The sequence below is a fragment of the Echinicola sediminis genome (genome assembly GCF_054777495.1).
In genome coordinates this window covers 40,212-63,507 of record NZ_BAAHAP010000021.1, presented here as the reverse complement: position 1 = coordinate 63,507, position 23,296 = coordinate 40,212, and the positions used below count along the sequence as shown (strand labels likewise).

Sequence of the window (23,296 nt, the reverse complement as noted above, 5' to 3'; positions counted from 1 at the left end):
CTGACCATCGAAAACGAACATCAATATGTCCGAATTCAATTCCATCCTGATCAAACCTGGCTCTCCATCCCGCTATGAGGTGATCGGCCATGAAAATGCCAACCGGGCGGCATTTTTTGGAGACGGGCTGTTTGAAACGATGATTTTTCAGAACAATAAAATCCGTTTTGCTGATGAACACCACCAGCGTTTGCAGGAAGGCCTTAAACAACTCAAGATTAACCCGCAAGGAATAAGCACTATAGGTGCATTGGAAAATTATTTAAAGACAAATTTCTCTGACATCCAGCCACTAAGGATCCGATGGAATGTTTTTCGTTCAGGCTTGGGGAAGTATACCCCTGTAAGCAATAACGCCCAGGAAATCATCTTAATCCAAGCCCATGCAGCACCCCCTAAAATCAAAGAAAAAGCCTATATCAGTCGGGAAATAAAACTTTCACAAAGTCCTTGGTCCCACTGTAAAACCCTCAATGCATTGCCCTATGTCATGGCCAATATAGAGCGCTCAGAAAAAGGCATGGACGAAGTCATTCTGTTGGATAACCGCTCAATGGTATCGGAGGCTGGGGCAGCCAATATCTTCTGGATTAAAAACAACCGCTATTATACACCTTCACTTAGCTGTAGCTGCATAGGAGGAGTAGGAAGAAAAGTGCTGATCGATCACCTCAGGGCCAATGGAATTACCGTGCTAGAAGGTGAATTCACCACCGATGTCCTCTTGGATGCCGATCAGGTCTTCACCACCAATGTAACCGGCATCGCCTATATAAAAAAAATCATGGAAACAGGATTTGACACCACTCCTATTCCCATGATTGAACTTATTTTCCAGTAATAAATAGAAAGAATCCCATTTTTCTCCACCTGAAAGGTTTAGTTAAAATGATTCCATCATAATGGTAACCTGAGCAAATTTCACCCTCTGCTCAAGTGCAGGGCTAAACTGCTACCTGTGCTTTGATATGTGGATGGGGATTATAGTTGAGCAGTTCAAAATCCTCATACTGAAACGAAAAGATATCTTTTACTTCAGGATTGATCTTCATCGTCGGCAATGGCCTGCAATCCCTTGAAAGCTGTAGTTTGGCCTGTTCGATATGGTTAGAATACAGGTGGGCATCGCCAAAGGTATGGATAAACTCCCCCGGCTGCAGATCACAGACCTGGGCCACCATCATCGTAAACAAGGCATAAGAGGCGATATTAAAAGGCACTCCCAAGAACACATCCGCACTTCTTTGGTAGAGTTGACAGGAAAGCTTCCCTTCGGCTACATAAAACTGAAACATGGTATGACAGGGAGGCAGGGCCATATTATCCACGTCCGCTACGTTCCAGGCACTTACCAAATGCCTTCTGGAATTGGGATTGTTCTTTATCTGATGGATCAAATTGGTGATTTGGTCGATCTCCCCTCCTTTGCCATCCGGCCAGTGACGCCATTGGTAGCCATAAACAGGACCCAAATCGCCGTTTTCATCCGCCCATTCGTCCCATATTCTTACCTTATGCTCTTTTAAATAGTTGATATTACTGTCACCTTTCAAGAACCACAACAATTCGTGAATAATGGATTTGAGATGGCATTTCTTAGTGGTCACTAATGGAAAGCCTTCCTGAAGGTCAAAACGCATTTGGTAACCAAATACGCTTGATGTACCTGTTCCGGTTCTGTCTCCTTTTTTGACCCCATGGTCAAGAATGTGCTGAAGTAGTTGATGATATTGTTTCATGCTTTGCGTGTTGATGCCGGGAAGCTGGGTTAAATACTCTTATCTCCTTTAGAGGCTGTCAGATAATGTTCAATACCTGCTCTTTGATCTTTTCCAGTTCATCCTTCATGATGATCACATGTCGCTGTATCGTGGCATCATTGGCTTTGGAGCCGATGGTATTGATCTCCCTTCCTATTTCCTGCCCGATAAAACCGAGTTTTTTACCCTGGCTTTTGCCATTCGACATGGTCTTATCAAAATATTGTAGGTGCGTTCCCAATCTGACGATTTCCTCCGTAATATCCAACTTCTCAAAATAGTAGATCAGTTCCTGTTCGAAGCGATTTTCATCAAAATTATTTTCTTCCATCCATTCCTTGAAGTTGTTACGGATGCGGGATTTAATGCGCTCCTTGCGCTTGGGCTCTTCAATTTTTATCTGTTCCAGCCCCTCACTGATGACCGCAAGGTTCTCCCTAAATTTTTCAAAAAGTGTTCCCCCTTCATCTTTCCTGAAGTCATCACACATATTGGCGGCTTTCACCACCACATTCTTGACCGCTTCCCATTCCTCTTCATCTTCTGATTTCTCCGAAAGAGAAGTCATCACATTTGGGGATTGGGCGGCCATTCGGAAAAGATCCATCTTACTGTCCACCCCCACTTTCTCCGCCATTCCCTTGTAGGTAGTAAAATAAGTCTCAAACAACTCCTGATTTATACTTACCGGAAGCTCATTGCTGGACTTGGCCGTAAACTCAATGTTCAAATTAACTTTCCCCCTGTCAAGAATGTCTCCCACTAAGGCCCGAAGCTCTATTTCGCGATCGGAAAACTGGCGGGGACTTCTCAAGTTAAGGTCCAGAAACTTTGAGTTAAGTGTCTTGATTTCCGCGCTGATGATATAGCGCTCATTTTCAAAATTGGCTATACCATAGCCCGTCATGGATTTAATCATGCCGCAAACATAAACAATAAAGATTCATTTTAGAAATTATAACCTAAGGTGACGTAAAACCGCGTCTTTTCCACATCGTAATTCCTGATCGGACGGGCCATATCAAACTTCACGTAGTAATTGAGCAATACGGTCCTCAATCCACCGCCGAGACTCTGCAACCAAGGATTATTGAAGTTATTCAAGGTGATTTCAAACGGCGACCCTTCAGTATTGATCACTTCAGTATTCTGATCATTGATCCGTTCCCAAGGAGCTGCCTTATCCCAAGAGGAACCTGCATCATAGAAGCCGACCAACTGGAAGTTTTTGATAAAATTGGATGCTATATTTCCCCTGGAAAGGTAAGAAAACAACGGAATCCTTAGCTCAGCGGAAAAAGTAATGACATTCCGGCCCCTGATTTCATCATAATCATAGCCCCTCAAGTCGACGAATTCGGCAAATAGGATGTTGGAATTCTCCACCCCTTCATCGTTTTGAACTGGCGAAGTTTCAGGCCGGTTGGATGGCGGCTCATAAAATTCATTGAACAGCCAGTTTTTCATCCCTCCCACTAAATAACTCTGGGGATTATTCCCGAAGTAAGAACCAGCAAAGAGTCTGGTAGCAAGGGTGATATTCTTGTGGACTTTTTGATAGTTTCTTACATCCAAATAGAAATTACTAAATGAACGCTCTGATTTTCCTATTCCCTGATAATGCTTTATCCCCACTTTTCCTTTGAAGCCCTGCTCCATGTAAAGTCCCAGTTGCCTGGTTTTGTCGACCACCAACTCGGCTTTCCCTCCAAAATAATTCACATCAAAACGGTTGTGAGGGCCATCTCCACCCCGCAGCAATGAATCCGGATTCAAATTAAAATACTGGGTTTTAGCCATAAAAGGTGCCACTGTAAAGCGGCTATGCACTGAAAATGGATAGGAAAAACCAATTTCCGTTTTGGTAAGTACATACCGCTGGAAAGTAATGTCTCCATCTGAGATCACCAGTGCTTTTCTGTCAAACCTTCCGCTAAAATCTATTCTGTTTTTCAGGTACTGGTATTCAAAAAAGATATCACTGCCTGAACGGAAATCCAGTGTGGTCATGATCCCTCCCTTGAAAATGTGATTATCCAAAAGATCGGTCATTTGACCTTCAATATTTATCCCAAAACCTCTTAAGGGATCTACCACAAAGGTGGTCCTTAGGCTATTGGCCATAAACTGGGTGATGTATTTCCTCGGCCCCCTTACCGTATTCTTTAGGCTCTGCTGCCTGAACGCCTCCAAAATATCGCTTCTGCCCACTCCGGGCTGCTCTGCACTTTTTTCTACAGGGGTGGGGATGGTGTCAAATGCATAATTTTCGGTATTGATCCCTCCCTTGCTTTCAAAACGCAAGCGGTCTAAATTGATTGCTCCGGTCTGATTTTCCGGCAGTTTGACAGTGTCCTGAGCAAAAGTCTCGGCCGCTGCCTTTTCTTCAGCTACTTTGGCCACTTCAACGGGTGTGCTTTCCACCTGATTTTCCAGCCTTCGGGCCGCCAATCTTTCATTGAGGGCCTTTGCCTGTGAAAGCTGTACCCTAGGTGTACCAGGGGTGAACTGGTCCAGGTTTGGATAAGATTCCAAAACCAACTTACTTCCTGTACCATCCTTATAAGAATAAGCCCACTTATTGACGGAAGGCGCATAATCAAAACTTTCCACACTGGTCTTGAAGGCAGATACCTGGCTGGAAACGTCACTGCCCAATCCTAAACGCATCACATTGATGATACCGCTTTGATCGCTCAAATGCAGGACAAAATTTTGGTTCATGGTCCTGGGCATGTAATTCTTAGAGTTCATATTGGTCAACTTCGTGGTTACCAATGTGTCGCCCAAATCAATTTTAAACAAGTTAAAATATTCAGGAAGTTCCCTGACATCCGGCGCTTTGGTCAATACACTGTCCGGCAAATCAGTTTTGTTGGAAGCATACACAATCGTGGAATCATTGATATATGCCGGCGTAATATCGTCAAAAATATCGTTGGTTATTCTTCTTCCTTGCCCCCTTAAGTTGAGGGTATAAATGTTTGTTCTTCCTCCTGCCATGGCCGAAATCACCATATTTTTCCCATTTGGAGAGAAATCGAAGCTTTTAATCTGGGTGATATTTCTTAAAAATATCTTGTCCTGGTTGCTGCCATCAATACTTCTCATTCGAAGGGTGGTCAGTCCCCTTTTGAAAGTGGCTATGGTCAGGTTAAGGGTATCTCGCCAAGCGATTACAGGTGTGGTAAAATTGGCTTCCTGATCATCAGTGGCATAGCCCCCCTTGTAAATGGTGAATTCATTATCCGATGACAGGTTTCTTACCACCACTTTGTACTTGCCGTCATTGTTGATCACGTAAGCCAAATGCTTGGCATCCGGGCTAAATTTGATGTCGTTTATCGCTCCGTTGTCATTTTTCTTGGTCTCCGCGATTACCTCCTTTACGTTGGGCTCTTTGAAAGTAGAAAAGACTGCCTTATTTACACCTAGATAATATTGCTTGTACTGCTCCACAAAGTCCTTAAAACTTACCCCCAAAGTATTGGCAATACTGTTTTCTTCGTTTCTGTTGATACGGCTCAGGTTAAGAATGCTGGAAATGTATCGCTTCCCGTACCGCTGAACCACAAAGTTCCAAATAGACTGTCCCGCAAGTGCTGCTTCTTTCTTGTCGAGTTTAAAAAGTTTGGGCTGTTTGTTTTCTTCCAGGTAATGCCTGACAAAATCATCCATTTCCAAACTCCATCCTTTGGATAGGTAAAGCGCTGCTCCGTCTATGAACCACTCAGGAAAACTGTTGATCAGATTGGATTGGAAAGCATCCGCAATGGTGCTGCCATAAAGCATCTCTTCGATAATCACCTTGATGGTCCTGTACAACAGTTCCTCTCTAAAAGAGGCCCAGTCCCCAGTATAGGGCACTTCTGCCAAAAGCTTGGAAAAATACGTTTCTCCATTGATAGTATAACTGTTTTCGTGCAGGTCCAAATTACTCTGTAACCAATCCTCCTGACTGTTGTAGATGTAAATTTTGGGTTTGGTGTAGGCTACATAGCCGATCATTTGGGTGATCCTCTCAAACTCGTTTTCCAAGTAATCAATGGACATTCGGGCATTATCCCTGCCTCCCCCGTAGTAATACACCTCAAAATTATTGGATGAAAAAAAATGCCAGTCGAATTCCTGGTGCTGTATCCTGTTTTTCCCAAAACGTTCTTGATCAAATTGAGCTTGGGAAACCGAAAAGCTACCAAGCCAAAGAATCGTAAAATAAATACCAACTAATTTTAACCTCATTGATTTGATATGATGTCTTAGTTCTAAATATACTTAAAAAATCGACTTATGTTAACATCTTTTTCAGGTTCGTCCTTCCCCATCAATAAGTCGAACATTATATTGCTGTAATAAGGTACCAAAGAAACTCCTTTGGCTCCAAACCCATTAAATATATAAACGCTGTCGTCCTTTGGATGTTTTCCCAAAATGGGCTTTCTGTCTTTTGTGGCAGGCCTGATGCCTGTCCGATGGCTGATCACTTTCTTTTGCTGGGAGGGAACAATCTTATCCAAGCGCTCAAAAATCTCCTGTTTTGCCCTTTCAGTTGGCCCCGTATCCAGGTCGTGCCAGCTGTAGGTGGATCCAACCCTGATGGTATTGTCCGGCATGGTGATCCTAAAAACTCCCCGGTTGATGATCTCTTCCGGGGTGAATTCATCCTCCATCTCCAAAATTTCCCCCTTGACAGGTGCGAAAGGAAGCCAATCGAAAAACGGGCTCTTCATTGCCCCTAGGCCATTGCAATACACCAATGCTCCCGCTTTGATGTCCTTGTATTCCCAAAAGGCCCCAGCTTTCCGAAGAGCGGTTTCTGCAAAGGCATCTTCCCTTAGCATTTCCTGTCCCTTTAGCCAGAGGGTATAGCCATTCAGTAAAGTGTTGATGTCCACATAGCCAGAGTTTTGGAGCATGATGCCCCCAAAGGGATCGTTTACTTCTTTGTACAGCGAGTGCATCCTCACCTCTTTCAGATAAGGCTGAAGTCCCTCATCGATGCTTTTGCCCATCCACTCATTCTGTTCCTCTATACTATTGAAGGGACGGTAGATAGGTTTGCTATATACCAGCTGTTTGCCTATCAGTGCTTCCAGCTCATTGTACAGCGGAAGAATTTCCGGGAAGAGCCTGTCGGCATTCCAGGTTTTCACCATTTTTCTTCCGGTAATGGGGTTAAACAAACCGGCCGCTACGCGGCTACTATTGTTCTGGGCAGGGAGATCCAGTACACAAACTGACTTTCCAGCTTTGATCAACCGGTAAGAAAGCACCGTACCTGCTATCCCCTGTCCTATGAGTAAAAAATCCACTTCCATGCCCAAAAATAAATTCTTTCTTCGTTATTTTGGCATGAATTCAAAAATGTTTCGGACATGCTCCAAGTTAAAGTTTTTACCTTCAACCCCTTTCAGGAAAACACCTATGTGCTCTATGATGAAACTAAAAAAGCCATCATTGTAGATCCCGGCTGTTATGAAAAGGGAGAAAAGGAAAGCCTCAAAAATTTCATTCAGGAACACCAGCTTCAGCCGGTGAGACTACTGAACACCCATTGCCATATCGACCATGTGCTTGGAAATGACTTTGTCAGCAGCAGCTATCAAATTCCCCTGGAAATCCATCCCAAGGAAGAACAGGTGCTCAAAGCAGTTGGGGCATACGCCTCCAATTACGGTTTCCCGGCCTACGTGGAATGCGAGGACTTCACTTATTTCGAAGAGGGAAACACCATCGAATTTGGCAATACCCAGCTTCAGGTGATCTGGGTGCCGGGACACGCGCCGGGACATGTGGTATTTTATCATGCAGAAAGTAAAACCTGCATTGGGGGGGACACCCTTTTCCAAGGCAGCATTGGCCGTACAGACCTTCCCGGAGGGGATCACCAAACTCTCCTTGAAGCCATCAAGGCAAAGCTTTTTGCCTTACCGGATGACGTTACCGTCTATCCTGGACACGGACCAGCCACTACTATCGGGCATGAAAAACAGTACAACCCATTTGTGGGCAAAAAGGCTATATTTTGAACATCAAGAAACATATTCCCAATGCCATCACCTGCATGAACCTGGTGAGTGGTATGGCCGGCATCTATTATGTCAACCAGGATAAAATACATTATGCCACCTATTTCATCCTTGCTGCGGCGGTATTTGACTTTTTGGACGGTATGGTGGCCAGACTGCTCCATGTCCACAGTGAAATCGGCAAGCAGCTGGATTCCTTGGCAGACTTGGTGACCTTTGGTGTATTGCCGTCTTTTGTGGTTCTAAAACTGCTGGAAATTTCCTTTCCCGATAGTTTTCTTCCTTTTTTGGCCTTCTTTATCGGCATACAATCTGCCCTCCGGCTGGCAAAGTTCAACGTGGACACCCGACAGTCTGACCGCTTTATAGGCGTGCCCACACCGGCAAATGCCTTACTGCTATGCACCTTGCCGTTTCTTGCAGACCAATTTGATTGGGCCAACTCTTTGGTTTCAAATGGCTATTTATTGTTGGCTTTTTCCTTGCTAATGGCTATTTTGTTGACCGTGGAATTACCACTTATCGCACTGAAATTCAAAAACTTTCGGCCTTCAGACAACTTGTTTCGTTATTTGGTGATCATTATCGGAATTTCAAGCATAATTCTCTTGGGAATTGCAGGAATACCTTTTGTGATAATGGGATATATTTTACTTTCTTTGATTGAGAATTTGATTAGACCCCATGAAGTCTAACCTTTCTATCGTATGCTTTTTAATTAGTATTTTATGGCTTACCATAGCCTGTGGTATACAGTCAGCAGAGGCCCAGTCCAAATTCTTTAAATTTCCTGTCACCGAATCTGGCATTTATAAGATCAGCTCCTCAGATGCCCAAAAATGGGGAACCAGTACAGTCCAGCAACTGGCCATTTATGGCCAAAAGGGTATGCTCCCGCAGGAATTGGAAGAGACTGCACTGGAACTTAAAGAAATCCCTACCTGGATGGACAACGACCAACTTTTTGTCTACCTCGAAGCACCAAACACCTTGGATATTATCAACGATACGCTTCGCTATCGACACCATTACTTTGCCGATACCGCCTATTACCTTATACAAACCGGAGTGGACAGCCCTAAAAGGATAACTTCCTCCTCTGCTTCACCTGTTCCCTCCCCAGAAAGCTGGCTTTATCAAGTCCATGCATATAAGAAAGAGGTCCACAACCTCTTGTCTTCCGGAAGGAATTGGTACAGTAACAAACTTTTTTCGGGAGGCATCTCTTCCTTCAATATCAGCGTTTCACCTTACCACCAGGGGCCCATTTATTTCCAGGCAGAAGTAATGGCCCAATCCTTTTCACCCAGTGAGCTGAGTATCCGAAGTGCTCAGACCATTTTCACCAAAATGAATGTTGCTGAGATCCCCAACGCCACTTACGGCATTAAAGGCATGGAAGCTTTTTCCAAAGGTTTTGTGGATCATTTGGACCTTGGTACGGTCACCAGTTTCAATTTGGAGATGAACAGCGCCCATTCAGGAGGTGTGGGTTACCTCAAGTACTTCTTACTGGGCTTGCCCCATCATCCGGATCAGTTAACACCAGGCATTTACTTTCCGCTGGAAGGGAGAAATGTCCGCTTTTCCATCAGGCCAAACCAGCAGGCCTGGGACGTAACGGACATGTACCTTCCTAAAACCGTTCCTACCAATGCAGGTGCTGGAACGATTCCTTCACACCACAAACTGCTGATACTAGATCCAGAAAAGGTCCGGAACATTGCTTCTCCTCAAAACATCAACTTAGACCTTAGGCATACCTCTGCGAATGCCTCTTTGGTCATCATTGCTCCTTCCTCCCTGTTATTTCAGGCCAACAGATTGGCCGAGCATAAAAACAAGACGGGAATCCCCACTTTAGTGGTCAAGCTGGAGGACCTATACAATGCCTATAATTATGGCACAAGGGACATTTCAGCCATACGAAACTTCCTTGCTGACCAATTCCACAAATCCGGTAATCTCCGCAATGTCCTGCTGTTTGGCAAAGGAACTTTTGATTACAAAAATATTATCGACGGAAGGCCCAACCTTATCCCTGTTTACAGTTCCCGTAACAGCTTGGATCCTCTAAAATCCTTTAGCTCGGACGATTATTTTGGCTTTTTGGAAATGGGCCAGGGCAGTTGGCAGGAAAGCGAAGCAGGCGACCATCTCCTGTCTGTCGGGGTAGGAAGAATCCCCGTGATAAACCGCCAAGAGGCAAAATCCGTCGTGGATAAGATCATTCAATACGAGACAGCATCCGCCCAACAGGGAGTTTGGAAAAGGAAACTGCTTTTTGTAGCCGATGATGCGGACAACAATATCCACTTAAGGCACAGTGAAACGCATGTGGCTACCTTGCTGGAAAACCATCCGGAATTCATTGCCGAAAAACTCTATCTGGACAATTTCGAACAGGTTCAGGAAAATAACTATCAATCCTCTCCTACTGCCAAGGATTTCCTGGCCAAAAAAATCAGTGAGGGCACTTTTTTGGTCAATTACATTGGCCATGGAAATGAAAACACCCTCACCTCAGAACGGCTATTCCAAACTTCAGATATCCAAAACTGGCCCGAAAGCCCCCATTTCCCCATCTTTATGACGGCCACCTGTGAATTTGGAAGGCAGGACAGCCCTTTTTTGCGCTGTGGGGCAGAAGAACTGCTAATAGCTGAGAAGAAGGGGGCGATAGCTCTTCTAACTACAGGAAGGCCTGTTTTCAGTAATATTAATTTCCAGCTCAACAAGGCTTTTATCAACACGCTTCTTCAGCAGGATGCGGGCCAATACCTACTGCTGGGGGATATCTTTAAGCAGACCAAAAACAATAGCCTTAATGGCCCTTACAACCGAAACTTTTCATTGATCGGTGATCCCAGTTTAAGGCTCCCCCTTCCCGAGCTGAATATTTCCCCATCCCTTACAAGTCCTGAGCTGTTGATCGAAACGGACACCTTAAAGGCGGGCAGCGAAGTAAAGATAATGGGGCAGGTGCTTGATCCCTTGACAGGCGCCTTGGTTTCCGCTTTTGACGGGGAATACCTTCTTGACCTGTACGACGGGCCTGTTGAGGCACCAACCTTAGGAGATGAAGGTCCAAAAGGAAGCTTCCAAAGAGCAGACATTGTCCTGCACAGGGGAACGGGCAAGGTGAAAGGCGGTCTATTGGAAGCCAGGGTCTTTATCAAGCCAGATCTTCACGCCAACTATGAAAAGGGCAGTGTGAGGATATATGCATCGGACTTGAAGAGAGGATGGGAAGCTATGGGCTCAAAATCCCTGCTGATAGGTGGGACACCTGAACAGCCAAAAGAAGACCTAAAAGGCCCAGTTATTAGGCTTTTTGCAGAAGACAGCCTTCAAAAAGTCCACACCATCCCCTCCAGTCAAGTAAGGCTCCTAGCCCATCTGAGTGATGAAAGCGGGATCCAATTGGCCAAGGTCCCTACAGGTCAAAATATTACCCTAAAAATTAATGAAGATGCGGTACTTGAGCTAAACGATCATTACAGGGCCCTCCTTGGTGATTATCGAAAGGGTATAATTGATTTAAAAGTGAACGGACTGAAAGAAGGAAAAAACCTCCTTAGCTTGACAGCCTATGATAATTATGGGAACCAAAGCACGGAGCAGCTTGAAATAGAGGTCCGGGGCAGCAGGGAGTTAACAATCCTTGGGCATACCACTTATCCCAATCCTACCAGTGGGATCAGCTATTTTAGCTTTACCCATAACAGGCCCGGGGAAAATCTATTGGCAATGCTCAGTATTTATAATCCACTGGGAAGTAAAATATTTTCTATGGAGAAGCGTTACGTTAACGCTGGCAACGAAATCAGTGATATTGAATGGTTTTTTTTGCGTGACAGAACAAAATTTCCCGCAAAAGGAACTTATATTTACACCTTACAGCTTATTAGTGAAAAAGACGGAACCACTGACCTAACAACAGGGAAAATTCTTATTCAATGAAACAAACGAGTATTAATCTTAAAGCGCTTATTTTTTCAACTGTCCTCGGCCTGGCTTTCGTAACCACTGTTAGGGCTCAAAATTCAGTCGTTGTGTCTGGTCAGGACGAAGGGAGAAGGGTCATCATTACAGCCGTACCTTTCTTGAATTTTGCCCCGGACAGTAGGCATGCTGCCATGGGAGATGTTGGTGTGGCCACCAGTCCAGATGCCAACTCGGCCCATTGGAACGCTGCCAAGTTGGCCTTTATAGAAAATAAAACCGGTTTTTCACTTTCTTACTCTCCTTGGCTGGGTAAATTGGTGCCGGACATGTCGCTGAATTACCTTACCGGATACCTTAGAATAGATGAAATGTCCACATTTGGACTTGACCTCAGATACTTCAATATGGGTGATATCCAGCTCACCAACGGCTCTGGTCAGGATATCGGCCAGTTCAACCCACGGGATATCGCTATTGGAAGTACCTATGCTCGAAAACTATCAGAAAACTTTTCCTTAGGAATATCGGCCAGATTTATCCATTCCAATCTGTCAGGCAATATCAGCTCGGCCGGAGGAAGCGACAGCCGTCCAGGAGTCAGTGTAGGAGTAGACGTAGGTTTGTACCATAAAAAAGAAGTCCTTTTCAGCGGCAAAGAAGCCCTTTGGTCTTGGGGAGTCAACGTCAGTAATATTGGCCCGAAAATCACCTACAACAGTGCCGAAGACTTGGACTATATCCCAACCAACCTCCGCGTAGGAACTGCCTTGGATATTTCTTTGGATGAAAACAACAGTTTGACCTTTGCACTGGACCTCAACAAACTTATGGTTCCCACCCCTCCCATTTATGAACGAAATGAAGACGGAACCTTAAGAACGGATGCAGACGGAAACCCCATCATTGCTGAAAATGGTGGAAAAGACCCTAACCGCCCGCTCCTAAGTGGCATGTTTGGTTCTTTTGGAGATGCCCCTAATGGCTTTAGTGAAGAGATGCAGGAATTGATGATCTCTTTTGGGGTGGAATATGAATATGCCGAAAAATTCGCCCTGCGAACAGGATATTTCCACGAAAACAAGAATAAAGGGGGCAGACAGTATTTCACTATGGGGGTAGGATTTGACATCAAGCGCTTTGGCTTTGACTTCTCCTATCTTGTACCCCAAAAACAAAACCATCCTTTGGCTGAAACCCTGCGATTTTCACTCGCATACAATATACCACAGTAATGACAGTATTAGATCGCTCTAAGGCTCCGGCTTTCCAAATCCCGGATCACATAGAATTAATCAAACCAGAGAAGCGGACTCTTAAAAATGGAGTCCCTTTGTATTTTATATCCACACCGGAAATTGATGCTATCAAGCTGGAGGTGATCACTACCTCCACCGAGGGCCGCCATTCTGATGAGGATGCGCTGGTACCTTTTTTCACCCTGCATATGCTCCTGGAAGGCACCAAAGACATGAGTTCTTCCCAGCTGGACAGTTTTTTTGATCATTATGCCTCCGAAATAGACATCATTTCCTCTTTTGAACAACAGGGGATTTCACTGCTGACCACCAAAAAACATTTTGGCCGGGTGCTACCTGTTTTCAGGTCCTTGCTGACCGACGCTACCTTCCCAAGTAAGGAACTGGAAAAGAGAAAGTCCCAAAAATCACTCACCATTTCCATCCAAAACGAACAAAATGGCTCAAGAGCCAACCAACTGTATAGAAAAGCCCTGTTCGGGGCAGACCATCCCTATGGTTTTATTGCTGAAGACCGTCATGTCACTTCCATAACAACCGAAAAGCTCAAGGATTTCTATGAAAACAATTTCTTGCTTAGCCCCGAAATCTTTGTAATTGGCAACCTAAGTGAAGTGGAAATCGACAGCATTGCTGATGCTTTCGGAGGACTTGAAACCAACCTGAGTCCTAAGTCAGTTCCTGTTTTTAATACTTGGCCGGATAAACGCCTCAACGAGTTCAAAGAAAAGGCTGTGCAGTCCAGCATTCGTCTGGGAAAACACCTGATTCCCAAAACACATCCGGATTACCATGCACTCACCGTTTTCAACACGATCTTGGGCGGTTACTTCGGAAGCCGCCTCACCAAAAACATCCGGGAGGACAAGGGACATACCTACGGCATTTACAGCTCCATTGGAAGCTTGGAAAAAGCCGATTATTGGGTGGTGATGGCTGATGTACAGAAAGGCTTTGCAGATGATGTCATTAAGGAAGTTTATAAGGAAATCGAGCAGCTGAAACATTCACCGATTTCCGTGGAAGAAATGGAAATAGTGCGTAACTACATGATAGGCCATTTCCTTTCCAATTTCAGTAATGTCTTTGACCTGATCAACCGGTTTAAAAACATTCATCACGCCGGATTGGGGTACGATTTCTATGAGGCCCAACTGAATTATTTCAGGTCCTTCACCCCTGAAGAGATCATGGCTGTCGGTCAAAAGTATTTTGATCCCCAGAGCATTATAGAAATAGTGGTAGGCTAGCCCCTCTTTAGAAGCTCATACCAAAAAGAAAGATCCCACCGGAGGCTGCTCCAAATTTTATACAGTTGCAGCCTCGGTCCTTTAGCTCCCTTTCTTTCTGCCAGTGCCAGCAACTGCTGAGCCACCTCAAAATTGGCTGAAGCAAGGGCATGTTTGGCTTCATGCAAACAGCGAAAGACCAGGGCCATGTCTTCCTTCTTTGTCCTGTTCATCCGTGCAATATTTTCACATACCTCCAAGGTAGACCATAGCATTTCTGAATGCCTCCTTTTGTACTGTCCGGAAGAAAAAGAACTTTGATGAAGCCGCTTCATGACCCCAAGATGTCCGCTATAAACAAAGGGATATTTTCTTGCCAATCGGGTAACAATGTCAAAATCTTCGTAGACAAGCTTTTCATTGTAGCCGTCCTCCTGTCTTAGAAGGTTCCCCTCGAAAACCATGGTAGGCGTACAAACGCAATAAGTGGCAATTACTTTTTCATATACCTCACCACAAGGCAAAATTACATGGTTCTTTCCTTCAAGGTCTTCAGGAAAAAAAGTCCCCAATTGTTTCCCTTCTTCTGAGATCAAATAGGCATTGGAAGAACATAAAGCAGCAAAAGGATTGGCTTGTAACATTGCCACGGAGTGCTCCACGTGCTCTGGGAGCATTTTGTCGTCCCCGGATAAATCGATAATATAGTCTCCGCTAGCTTGCTCCAAGGCTTTGTTGAATACCGAACAATAGTTTTGCCTCTTCTTATAAAATTGGGTAATGACTGAAATTTCTTTGCCCTGGTAGTGAAGCCATTTTTTGATTTCCTCCACACTGCCATCAGTGCTGCCATTGTCCACAATAATAAGCTCATAATTCCTATGCGTTTGCTGGACAACACTGTTCAATGCTTCAGTCAGGTAGTGTTGATGGTTGTAACAGATGCAGATGATAGAAACCAGGGAATCAATCATAAATCAATTTATAGCTGAATGGCCCAAACCGTCTTATTGGAAATTTTATTGGAGTACTTCAACTTGGCCTGTCCCTCCTTCAAACCTTCCCTTCCATTGGTTATGACGGTGCCCAGATCAATAATATCCACTCCCAAGGATTCTCCTAGCCTGATCACCTCAAACATCATCCCTTCCATGGCATATACATGATCGAAAGAAGGATCAAAGGCGGATAAATGATAGCTCAAACTGTTATCAGTCAATTTCACGCATAAGGCATGGGCCACTGATTCCCCATTACAAAGGAATGAGATCAGGAAAAACCTCTCCGGAAAGCCCCCTACCTGGCTTATCAGGGCATCTTCTTGTATCCTATAGGCATCACCACTATGGGTATGCCATTCCTTGACAGCCTTCAAAAAATTAAAGTTTTTTATACCTCCCACCTCCACTGCACATTCCATTTTTTTCACCTTCTTTTTGTGCTTGGATAATTTTGCATGGACAAAGCCCTTGATGAATTTCTTGTCCACCAGGAAATGATGCATCTCCATTCCTTCCAGTGAAAAGCCCTGATTTTGAAGCACAAAATGGATCAGGGGATTGTTTTGTTCGTAAATTTCCGGAGGTTGAACCAACTTCAGTTCCCTTATTCCCATGGAATTCAGGGTCGATACCAATTCCTTAATGAAATGGAGAAAACTGTCGACGGTGATTTTTTTATCCACCCAAAAACCTCCATAAGAAAGCTCTTTTCTTGAGACTGCCATCCCTTCTTCCGATACCATAAAAGCAATGGAAACTTTGCACTTTTGCTTCTTGAGTAGCTTTGCAACAAAAATCTGCTCTCCATTCAGTGGGAAATGGTCTCCTAAAAAACACCCCTGCTCATCTTCGGGATTTTTCTGGACGATGAATTCATAGCTCTTTCCTGTATCCATCTTGCAGTTTTTCAAAATCAGCTTTATCTCTAATATAATCTTCCTCCGAATATTCCCTATTGGAGAGCACCATCAGCACGCTGTCGGCCTTAAAAGTAAATTCTGACCAGACCAAGGCAGGTAAAAACAGGGCATTCCCTGGGCTATTCAGCTTAAATACGTACGTTGCCTTTGCAAGATCCTCCAGCACCACCTTTACTTCTCCCTTCAAGCATACTACTACCTGCTCATCTTTATAGTGTGCATGCACTCCTCGTATGCCTCCCTCAGGCACTCCGGTCAACCAAAAAGTCCGCTTTACAGAAAGTGGAAAAATTTCCTTGTCCCAAAAACAAAGGTTTCCTGAAGAACTCATTACTTTCCCCAAAGGAAAGGTATAAGGTTTAATCATATCGGCAATACTATTCGGATAACGAGCAAAAATTCACTTTAAAACGAAGTTAGGGAAATTCACCTGTCATTCCCTAAAACTGCCCAAGAATTAAAATTAAATTAGCATTCGCGTAAAGAAGCCCCATATAACCCGCAGCTTTTTTGCCTTTCCATTCCTCAAACTTTACTTTTGGCCACAGTTTGGAGTTAAATTCCCGATAATCGCTATGGATGATTCTTTTTTGACATTAAAAGAGACCTCTGAAGGTCTGTACAAAGAAAAGGGCAGTAAATTTCTGGCCTTTGCTTTTCCTGTTCAGGATGAAGATGAAATCAAGGAAAATATTGAGGCACTCAAAAAGAAATATTATGATGCCAGACATCACTGCTATGCCTATATCCTGGGAAAAGACCAGGAGCAGTACCGGGCAAATGACGACGGAGAGCCTAATCACTCCGCAGGTGATCCTATCCTAGGCCAAATAAGGTCAAACAACCTGAGCAATGTCCTCATTGTGGTGGTTCGCTACTTTGGAGGCACCAAGCTAGGGGTTGGGGGGCTGATCAATGCCTATAAAACGGCTGCTGCAGAAGCCATTGCCGCTAATGAGGTAGTGACAGCCATCGTTCGCCAATCTATCAGGTTTGATTTTGACTATTTGGACATGAACGATGTCATGAAGTTGATAAAAGATTATGAGCTTACCATTAAAAGCCAAACCTTTGACAATACCTGTCAGATGCAATTATCCATCAGGGAGGCTTTGCTGGAAGAAGTTATGTCAAAACTGGAGGATATTTCCTCTGTCAAATTCCATGATTAGAGAACAATTTGTCCAAATAGCCCTTTTTATAAAGTTCTTCAAATATCTCCAGACATGCCCAGGCATCTGTAGCGGCATACAGCTGTTGCTTTTTGGTCAGTTTTTCAGCCTCCCAGTTGGAAACTTGCTCGGACTTTGAAATCCGGATATTGAGCACCATGGCACTGAGGTTCCTTACCCCGACATTGTGAAAACCTACCTTTTTGAGTTCTTCGTTCAGATCAAAAAAACTGGCTTGTCTAAATGAGGGTTCCAACTTCCTCAAGGCTTTGATATCATCCCTTACAGCCGCTCCTATTTTCACCTTATTGGGATCCTCTAAAATAGCACGAATTCCCCTGGGAAAGCCAATGTGGTTTAGCCGAAATAAAAAGGCCTTGTCCGGCGTGGAAAGCTGCAGCAATGAGACACTATGGTGCACTCCCTTTCTAAAGGAGGGCCTGGTTTCGGTATCAAAACCGATCAGGCGGTACCTGTTCAGTTCGCTAATGGCATCAGGAACCTGCTTCTCGTCTTCGATAAGTACGATTTCTCCCTTAAAGTGACCTATAGGAAGTTCATTGACTTGTTCTTTACTGATCTTAAAAGGAATCATACAGCCAGTTCTTTTTGAATTTCTCTCATTTCTTCTTCTGTATAGTAATTAATCCCCAGTTTAAGATAACCGTACATAACGGTCATAAACGGGCTGATTATATTAAAAAAGCAGTAGGGCGCATACGTAAGTGTGGCTACTCCAAGCACGGAAGCCTGGGTGGCACCACAGGTATTCCAGGGCACCAGTACCGAGGTGACAGTTGCGCTGTCTTCAAGGGTCCTGCTGAGGTTTTCACCTTTTAGCCCCCTTTTTTTATAAATATCTGCATACATTCTTCCGGGAACCAAAATTGCCAGGTATTGGTCTGATGTGGTGAGGTTGAAAAAAACACAGGTTGCAGCAGTGGACGCGATTAAGGAGCCCAAAGAATGCACTTTCGCAATCACTGCTTCGGCCATAACCATCAACATGCCGCTTTCCTCCATGATCCCGCCAAAAATCATGGCACAGATGATCAGCCAAATGGTATATAACATCCCTGCCATCCCCCCCGTGGTGAGCAGTTCGTTGACCATCTCATTGGAAGTACTGATGCTCACCTCGCCATAAAGGGCCATCATCACCCCTTTGAAGGACTGGTAAAGGTAATTGGTACCCGGTTCATCAGCGATGCTATGTATGATCTGTGGCTGAAACCCTACGGCAAAAACACCTCCCAATAAGGCCCCGGCGAGCAATGCCGGAACAGCCGGGACTTTCTTTACAATCATCGTCAAGACGACTAAGGGCACGATAAACAGCCAGCCATTGATTTCAAACTTTTCTAAAATGACCTCAGATATGCCTTTTACCTGCTCCACTGAACCCCTCGCACCAATGGTATAGCCCAATACGCCAAAAATGATCAAAGTGATCAGCATGGAGGGAACCGTGGTCTTGGTCATATGCCGGATATGGGTAAAGAGATTGGTTCCTGCCATGGCGGGGGCCAAATTGGTGGTATCCGAAAGTGGGGACATTTTATCCCCAAAATACGCTCCCGAGATGATCGCCCCGGCAATTATCCCTTCCTCAAAGCCCAGTGCCCTGCCTATCCCAAGCAAGGCCACTCCCACAGTGGCGACCGTGGTCCAGCTACTTCCGGTAGCAATGGACACGATGGCACTCACCAAACAGGCGGCAATCAAAAATATACCGGGATTTAATATCTGCAGACCATAGTAGATCATGGCCGGAACAATTCCGCTTATCAACCATGTACCTGCCAGTGCCCCGATCAGCAACAAGATCAGAATGGATGGCATTGCTGCACTGATGCTGTTTACGATCCCCCTTTGGATCACGTCCCATTCGATTTGAAGTCTGAAGATTGCCATCAACGCAGCCACTGCAGAGGATAAAATCAATACCATTTGATTGGAGCCGGACAAGCTGTCTGTTCCAAAAATCCGGATATTGATCACCAATAAAACGATAAGGAATATGATGGGGACTAAAGCCTCTCCCAAACTAGGCTTTCGTTTAAGGTTCGTCATTGATATTATGTCGAAATAATTTTTTAGAAATTTAAAATTAACAAAAAATATGATTTTATCAGGATACCAACAAATCTACCAATGCTTTACCGGTTTCCCAGCCTATGGCCACTCCCATCCCGCCTAACCGTACCGCTACTCCCGCTCTTTGATTAACCATCTGAACAATAGGCTTTTTTGATAAACCAAAAGCCATGATCCCTGACCATTCCATATCCCATCCAATAGTTTTTCCGGGAAAAATCACTTGCGTGGTCATCTCCTTCAGATAGGCTGCGATCTCCTTATTGATACCCAACCGGGTGGTGGTTTCCTCAGCTTCGGCAATATTCCTCCCTCCCCCGATCAGGAGCCTGTCGTCCACATTTCTAAAATACACATACCCCCTGTCCAGATGAAACGTCCCCTGCCAAGGAAAATGAGCCAATGGTTTGCTCAGCAGGATCATCCCTCTTCCGGGTTGGATATCAAGTCCCTGAATGAGTTGTCCGGTAAAGGCATTGGTACAAACGGCCAAAAACTCGCTTTTGAATGTCACTTCATCTCCAGAGTAGGAGGACGCATAGGCCTTGCACGCTTCATCGTCTACTTTGTGGACCTCCACTCCTGTCAGCACTGCAATGTGCAGCTCCCTGCATTTTTGCCAAAGGCATTTGATGTACTTTGCGGGGTCAAGCTGTCCTTCGTAGTTGTTTCTTACCAAATGACTGACCCTTGGGGAAAACCCGAATGATTTGGGGTCAACCAATTCAAATACCTGGTCTTTAAAAATGGGAGCAAGAAGTGAATTGATGTTTTCCATCTCCTCCAGTACCTTTTCATCTTCCCTTTTGATAAGGTCGTATCCACCCGTATTGCTATATTCCAAAGCAGCATCCCCAAAAACCTTTCGGATATTCCTCAGGCCCGACCACCTCAAACGGACTAGTTCCACCACCTCCGATTCCGGCCTGTGGTTCCTATCATCCTGTATTTCAGAAAGACTGCCAAAGCAAGCAAATCCGGCATTTCGGGTACTTGCCCCACTGGGAAAAATCCCTCTTTCCAGTACCAAGACCGATTTATCAAGGTATTTTTCCTTGAAATGAATGGCCGTGGAAAGCCCCACAAATCCCGCTCCTATTACAAGTAGGTCATAGTTCAAAAGGTTTTTCTTTTCCCAATAGCTCAACATATTTCTGCCTGGCAATTAATTTTCAAGTAAGATTGTTTAAATTAACTAAAGTCTAGGTTATAACTATACATTGGTAATGTCACAGACTACTGCCCGAAAGATCGACCAACTGCTGACCGAATACGGTTTAAGTCATCAAAATCCAATAAACAAAAAAATCCATTGGGTATGCGTCCCCGTGCTGTTTTTTAGCGTGGTAGGAATGATCTACAGCATACCGATACAAGCTATCGACTTTCTCATCCCCTACCTTGGACCATTTGCCAACTGGGCCACCGTGGTGCTCATTTTAGTCCTTTTCTACTACTATACCTTATCGCCTCCCCTGGCCTTGGGCATGTTTCTTTTTGCCTCCTTTTGTATGCTTTTGGCTAACCTTATCACCATTATTTCCCCTGTCCCGCTTTGGTCCGTCTGCCTGGTGATCTTTGCCCTCTCTTGGGTGCTTCAGTTCTATGGCCATAAAATCGAGGGCAAAAAACCTTCCTTTTTTAAGGATTTGCAGTTTCTGCTGATTGGACCGGCCTGGTTGATGCATTTCATCTACAAGCGGTTTGGTTTTGCCTATTAGCGGTGAATTGTCCGGACAATTTATGTAATTCATTGTTCTTATTGTATTTTTAGGCATAAGATTAAGTACTGTTGCTTTTATTGTAATCAATGAACCATAATTTACTCGCTTCCGCCGAACTACCGATACTGCCTGATATCGTGATCATTTTTGGGCTGGCCACTTTGGTTATCCTGCTTTTCATGCGGCTGAAAATCCCTACCATCATCGGTTTTCTGTTTACCGGAGCCATCACAGGCCCCTACGGACTTTCACTCGTCAATGCATCCACAACGGTGGACGTACTCAGTGAAATCGGTGTTATCCTTTTGCTTTTCGTGATCGGCATGGAGTTTTCACTGAAAAGCCTGATGTCCATCAAAAAGGCGGTATTTATCGGTGGGACTTTGCAGGTCGGACTGACAATATTGGTTACTACGCTCACGGCCTATTTCTTTGGCTTTGATTGGAACGTTGCCGTCTTTTTTGGTTTTCTATTCGCGCTGAGTAGTACGGCCATCGTGCTAAAACTCTTGCAGGAAACCGGTCAGGTAAATACCCTTTCGGGCAAAACCACTTTGGCCATCCTGATCTTTCAGGATATCATCATAGTTCCGATGATGCTGCTTACGCCCATGCTGGCGGGTGAATCTGAAAACATTGTGCTTTCATTGATCCTCATGTTGGCCAAGGGGGGCTTGGTGGTCTTGATCACCATTTTATCAGCCAAATACCTTGTTCCCAACCTGCTTTTCCGCATTGCGAGGACAAGAAACGAAGAACTCTTCCTGCTCAGTATCATTGTGATCTGTTTTTCTGTAGCCTTTCTAACTTCCCTTATGGGGCTTTCACTGGGCTTGGGGGCCTTTTTGGCGGGATTGATCATCAGTGAATCCGAATACAGTCACCATGCCACGGGAAAAATATTGCCTTTTAGGGAAATATTTTTAAGTTTCTTTTTTGTCTCCGTGGGAATGTTGTTTGATGTAAGCTTTCTCTTTCAGAACATTGGGGTCATCTTGGTGATTCTAGCCATGGTCTTTGTCTTTAAGTTTGTCCTTACCGCTATCTCAGTACGATCCCTGGGCGTTGATTTCAAAGAAGCGTTTGTAGTAGGTTTCTCCATTTTCCAAATCGGGGAATTCTCGCTTTTGTTGGCAAAAGTGGGCATGGAAAACGGTCTTTTGGACAGCGACAATTACCAGTATTTTCTGGCGGTATCCATATTGACCATGGGCCTGACGCCCTTTGTCATGAAAAACCGAGAAAGACTCTCCTTTAGATTGTTGGACACCCCGCTTTCCAAGCGATTAAAAAACCGCTTTAGGGTTCCTTCGGAAAGCATTTCAATGGCTAATATGGAAGGGAAAGAGCTTTCGGATCATCTGGTTATCGTAGGCTACGGACTAAATGGGCGCAACCTCTCCAAGGCTGCGAAAAGAGCCAACATCCCTTATGCCATTATCGAAATGAACCCCGAAACAGTACGTGTAGAGGGAGAAAAAGGGGAACCCATCATTTTTGGGGATGCGGCCAATGAGATTGTCCTCAAACATGTCAATATCCACAAAGCGCGTGTAGTGGTCATCGCCATATCCAATGGTGCCGCGACCAAAAGCATCATTGCTGCCATCCGCTTATTGGCCCAAAACGCTTCCATCATCGTCCGGACACGCTATGTAAACGAAATCTCGGACAACCTTTCCCTGGGCGCAGATGAAGTAATTCCCGAAGAGTTTGAAACGTCCATTGAGATATTTACGCGGGTACTGAACAAATACCTTATCGCAAAGGATGAGATTGAAGATTTCACCGAAGAGGTACGTTCCCACAATTATGAGATGTTCAGATCCACCAAAACCAAAGGAAGGGACCGGCTCAACATTGACCTGCCAGAGATCAATTTCATCAGTCTCCGCATCGACAAAGACAGTGGCCCATTTGTTAATAAACCCCTGAAAAAGGTTAAGCTTCGGGAAAGTATCGGCATCAATCTGGTAGCCATAAAAAGGGATGGAAAAACTTCTTCCAATATTAACGGTGAAACAAAGCTGAAATTTGGTGACACAGTATATGTGGTGGGCAAACCGGATGCCCTCAATCAGTTTGAAAAGGAAATAAGTGATAACTAGCGTTTAATCAGTTAAAGCAAGCTTGACGGCTGGTTTCATATGTTGAAAGGAT

General features: G+C 44.6%; 19 protein-coding genes. 9 read left to right on the top strand and 10 right to left on the bottom strand.

Annotated elements, in window-relative coordinates:
• The first annotated feature begins 25 nt into the window (after positions 1-25).
• Positions 26-841, top strand: a complete 816-nt coding sequence (locus ACYVAA_RS07815; protein WP_460540225.1) for an aminotransferase class IV — start codon at positions 26-28, stop codon at positions 839-841.
• A gap of 103 nt (positions 842-944) precedes the next feature.
• On the opposite strand, the gene ACYVAA_RS07810 is transcribed toward ACYVAA_RS07815, so the two are convergent.
• From ACYVAA_RS07810 to ACYVAA_RS07795, 4 genes are read right to left on the bottom strand one after another with little or no spacing between them, the layout of a single operon-like run.
• Positions 945-1,739 carry a thymidylate synthase gene (locus tag ACYVAA_RS07810; protein ID WP_460540223.1) on the bottom strand — a complete coding sequence of 265 codons (795 nt, stop codon included), beginning with the start codon at positions 1,737-1,739 and terminating at the stop codon, positions 945-947.
• A 58-nt stretch (positions 1,740-1,797) separates the two neighbouring features.
• Positions 1,798-2,679, bottom strand: a complete 882-nt coding sequence (locus ACYVAA_RS07805) for a YicC family protein (protein ID WP_460540221.1) — start codon at positions 2,677-2,679, stop codon at positions 1,798-1,800.
• 29 nt (positions 2,680-2,708) lie between these two features.
• Positions 2,709-6,002, bottom strand: coding sequence for a biopolymer transporter Tol (locus ACYVAA_RS07800; protein ID WP_460540219.1), 3,294 nt, complete (start codon positions 6,000-6,002; stop codon positions 2,709-2,711).
• Between the two features lie 23 nt (positions 6,003-6,025).
• Positions 6,026-7,078, bottom strand: coding sequence for an NAD(P)/FAD-dependent oxidoreductase (locus ACYVAA_RS07795; protein ID WP_460540217.1), 1,053 nt, complete (start codon positions 7,076-7,078; stop codon positions 6,026-6,028).
• Between the two features lie 57 nt (positions 7,079-7,135).
• Here ACYVAA_RS07795 and ACYVAA_RS07790 point away from each other — a divergent pair, with 57 nt between their 5' ends.
• From ACYVAA_RS07790 to ACYVAA_RS07770, 5 genes are read left to right on the top strand one after another with little or no spacing between them, the layout of a single operon-like run.
• The gene (locus ACYVAA_RS07790) at positions 7,136-7,789 is read left to right on the top strand and encodes an MBL fold metallo-hydrolase (RefSeq protein ID WP_460540215.1); all 654 of its coding nucleotides are present in this window, start codon (positions 7,136-7,138) and stop codon (positions 7,787-7,789) included.
• On the top strand, positions 7,786-8,484 hold the full coding sequence (pssA, locus tag ACYVAA_RS07785) for a CDP-alcohol phosphatidyltransferase family protein (RefSeq protein WP_460540213.1): 699 nt from the start codon (positions 7,786-7,788) through the stop codon (positions 8,482-8,484). Before ACYVAA_RS07790 ends, pssA begins: the two co-directional genes overlap by 4 nt.
• Entirely contained in the window at positions 8,474-11,752 is a 3,279-nt protein-coding gene (gene porU, locus ACYVAA_RS07780) for a type IX secretion system sortase PorU (RefSeq protein WP_460540212.1), read from the top strand. The genes pssA and porU overlap by 11 nt, the downstream gene beginning before the upstream one ends.
• Positions 11,749-12,969 (top strand): type IX secretion system outer membrane channel protein PorV, encoded by a 1,221-nt coding sequence (gene porV, locus ACYVAA_RS07775; RefSeq protein WP_460540210.1) that lies wholly within the window; start codon positions 11,749-11,751, stop codon positions 12,967-12,969. Before porU ends, porV begins: the two co-directional genes overlap by 4 nt.
• On the top strand, positions 12,969-14,243 hold the full coding sequence (locus ACYVAA_RS07770; protein ID WP_460540208.1) for a M16 family metallopeptidase: 1,275 nt from the start codon (positions 12,969-12,971) through the stop codon (positions 14,241-14,243). The genes porV and ACYVAA_RS07770 overlap by 1 nt, the downstream gene beginning before the upstream one ends.
• Here the strand turns inward: ACYVAA_RS07770 and ACYVAA_RS07765 are convergent.
• From ACYVAA_RS07765 to ACYVAA_RS07755, 3 genes are read right to left on the bottom strand one after another with little or no spacing between them, the layout of a single operon-like run.
• On the bottom strand, positions 14,240-15,196 hold the full coding sequence (locus ACYVAA_RS07765) for a glycosyltransferase family A protein (RefSeq protein ID WP_460540206.1): 957 nt from the start codon (positions 15,194-15,196) through the stop codon (positions 14,240-14,242). The genes ACYVAA_RS07770 and ACYVAA_RS07765 overlap by 4 nt on opposite strands.
• A gap of 8 nt (positions 15,197-15,204) precedes the next feature.
• A complete protein-coding gene (locus ACYVAA_RS07760; protein ID WP_460540204.1) occupies positions 15,205-16,119 on the bottom strand; it encodes a GNAT family N-acetyltransferase in 915 nt (304 codons plus the stop codon).
• Positions 16,097-16,510 (bottom strand): sugar 3,4-ketoisomerase, encoded by a 414-nt coding sequence (locus ACYVAA_RS07755; protein WP_460540202.1) that lies wholly within the window; start codon positions 16,508-16,510, stop codon positions 16,097-16,099. Before ACYVAA_RS07755 ends, ACYVAA_RS07760 begins: the two co-directional genes overlap by 23 nt.
• Positions 16,511-16,718: 208 nt before the next feature.
• Here ACYVAA_RS07755 and ACYVAA_RS07750 point away from each other — a divergent pair, with 208 nt between their 5' ends.
• A complete protein-coding gene (locus ACYVAA_RS07750) occupies positions 16,719-17,315 on the top strand; it encodes an IMPACT family protein (RefSeq protein ID WP_460540200.1) in 597 nt (198 codons plus the stop codon).
• Here ACYVAA_RS07750 and ACYVAA_RS07745 read toward each other — a convergent pair.
• From ACYVAA_RS07745 to ACYVAA_RS07735, 3 genes are read right to left on the bottom strand one after another with little or no spacing between them, the layout of a single operon-like run.
• Positions 17,299-17,910: a 3'-5' exonuclease gene (locus tag ACYVAA_RS07745; protein WP_460540198.1), complete on the bottom strand. Its 612-nt coding sequence runs from the start codon at positions 17,908-17,910 to the stop codon at positions 17,299-17,301. The genes ACYVAA_RS07750 and ACYVAA_RS07745 overlap by 17 nt on opposite strands.
• The gene (nhaC, locus tag ACYVAA_RS07740; RefSeq protein WP_460540196.1) at positions 17,907-19,388 is read right to left on the bottom strand and encodes a Na+/H+ antiporter NhaC family protein; all 1,482 of its coding nucleotides are present in this window, start codon (positions 19,386-19,388) and stop codon (positions 17,907-17,909) included. Before nhaC ends, ACYVAA_RS07745 begins: the two co-directional genes overlap by 4 nt.
• 58 nt (positions 19,389-19,446) lie before the next feature.
• On the bottom strand, positions 19,447-20,562 hold the full coding sequence (locus tag ACYVAA_RS07735; protein ID WP_460540194.1) for an NAD(P)/FAD-dependent oxidoreductase: 1,116 nt from the start codon (positions 20,560-20,562) through the stop codon (positions 19,447-19,449).
• Between the two features lie 76 nt (positions 20,563-20,638).
• On the opposite strand from ACYVAA_RS07735, the gene ACYVAA_RS07730 reads away from it, so the two are divergent.
• Both ACYVAA_RS07730 and ACYVAA_RS07725 read left to right on the top strand, forming a co-directional pair.
• Complete coding sequence (locus ACYVAA_RS07730) at positions 20,639-21,133, top strand: Mpo1 family 2-hydroxy fatty acid dioxygenase (protein WP_460540192.1); 495 nt, start codon at positions 20,639-20,641, stop codon at positions 21,131-21,133.
• An 89-nt stretch (positions 21,134-21,222) separates the two neighbouring features.
• Positions 21,223-23,244, top strand: coding sequence for a cation:proton antiporter domain-containing protein (locus ACYVAA_RS07725; protein WP_460540190.1), 2,022 nt, complete (start codon positions 21,223-21,225; stop codon positions 23,242-23,244).
• Positions 23,245-23,296 lie beyond the last annotated feature (52 nt).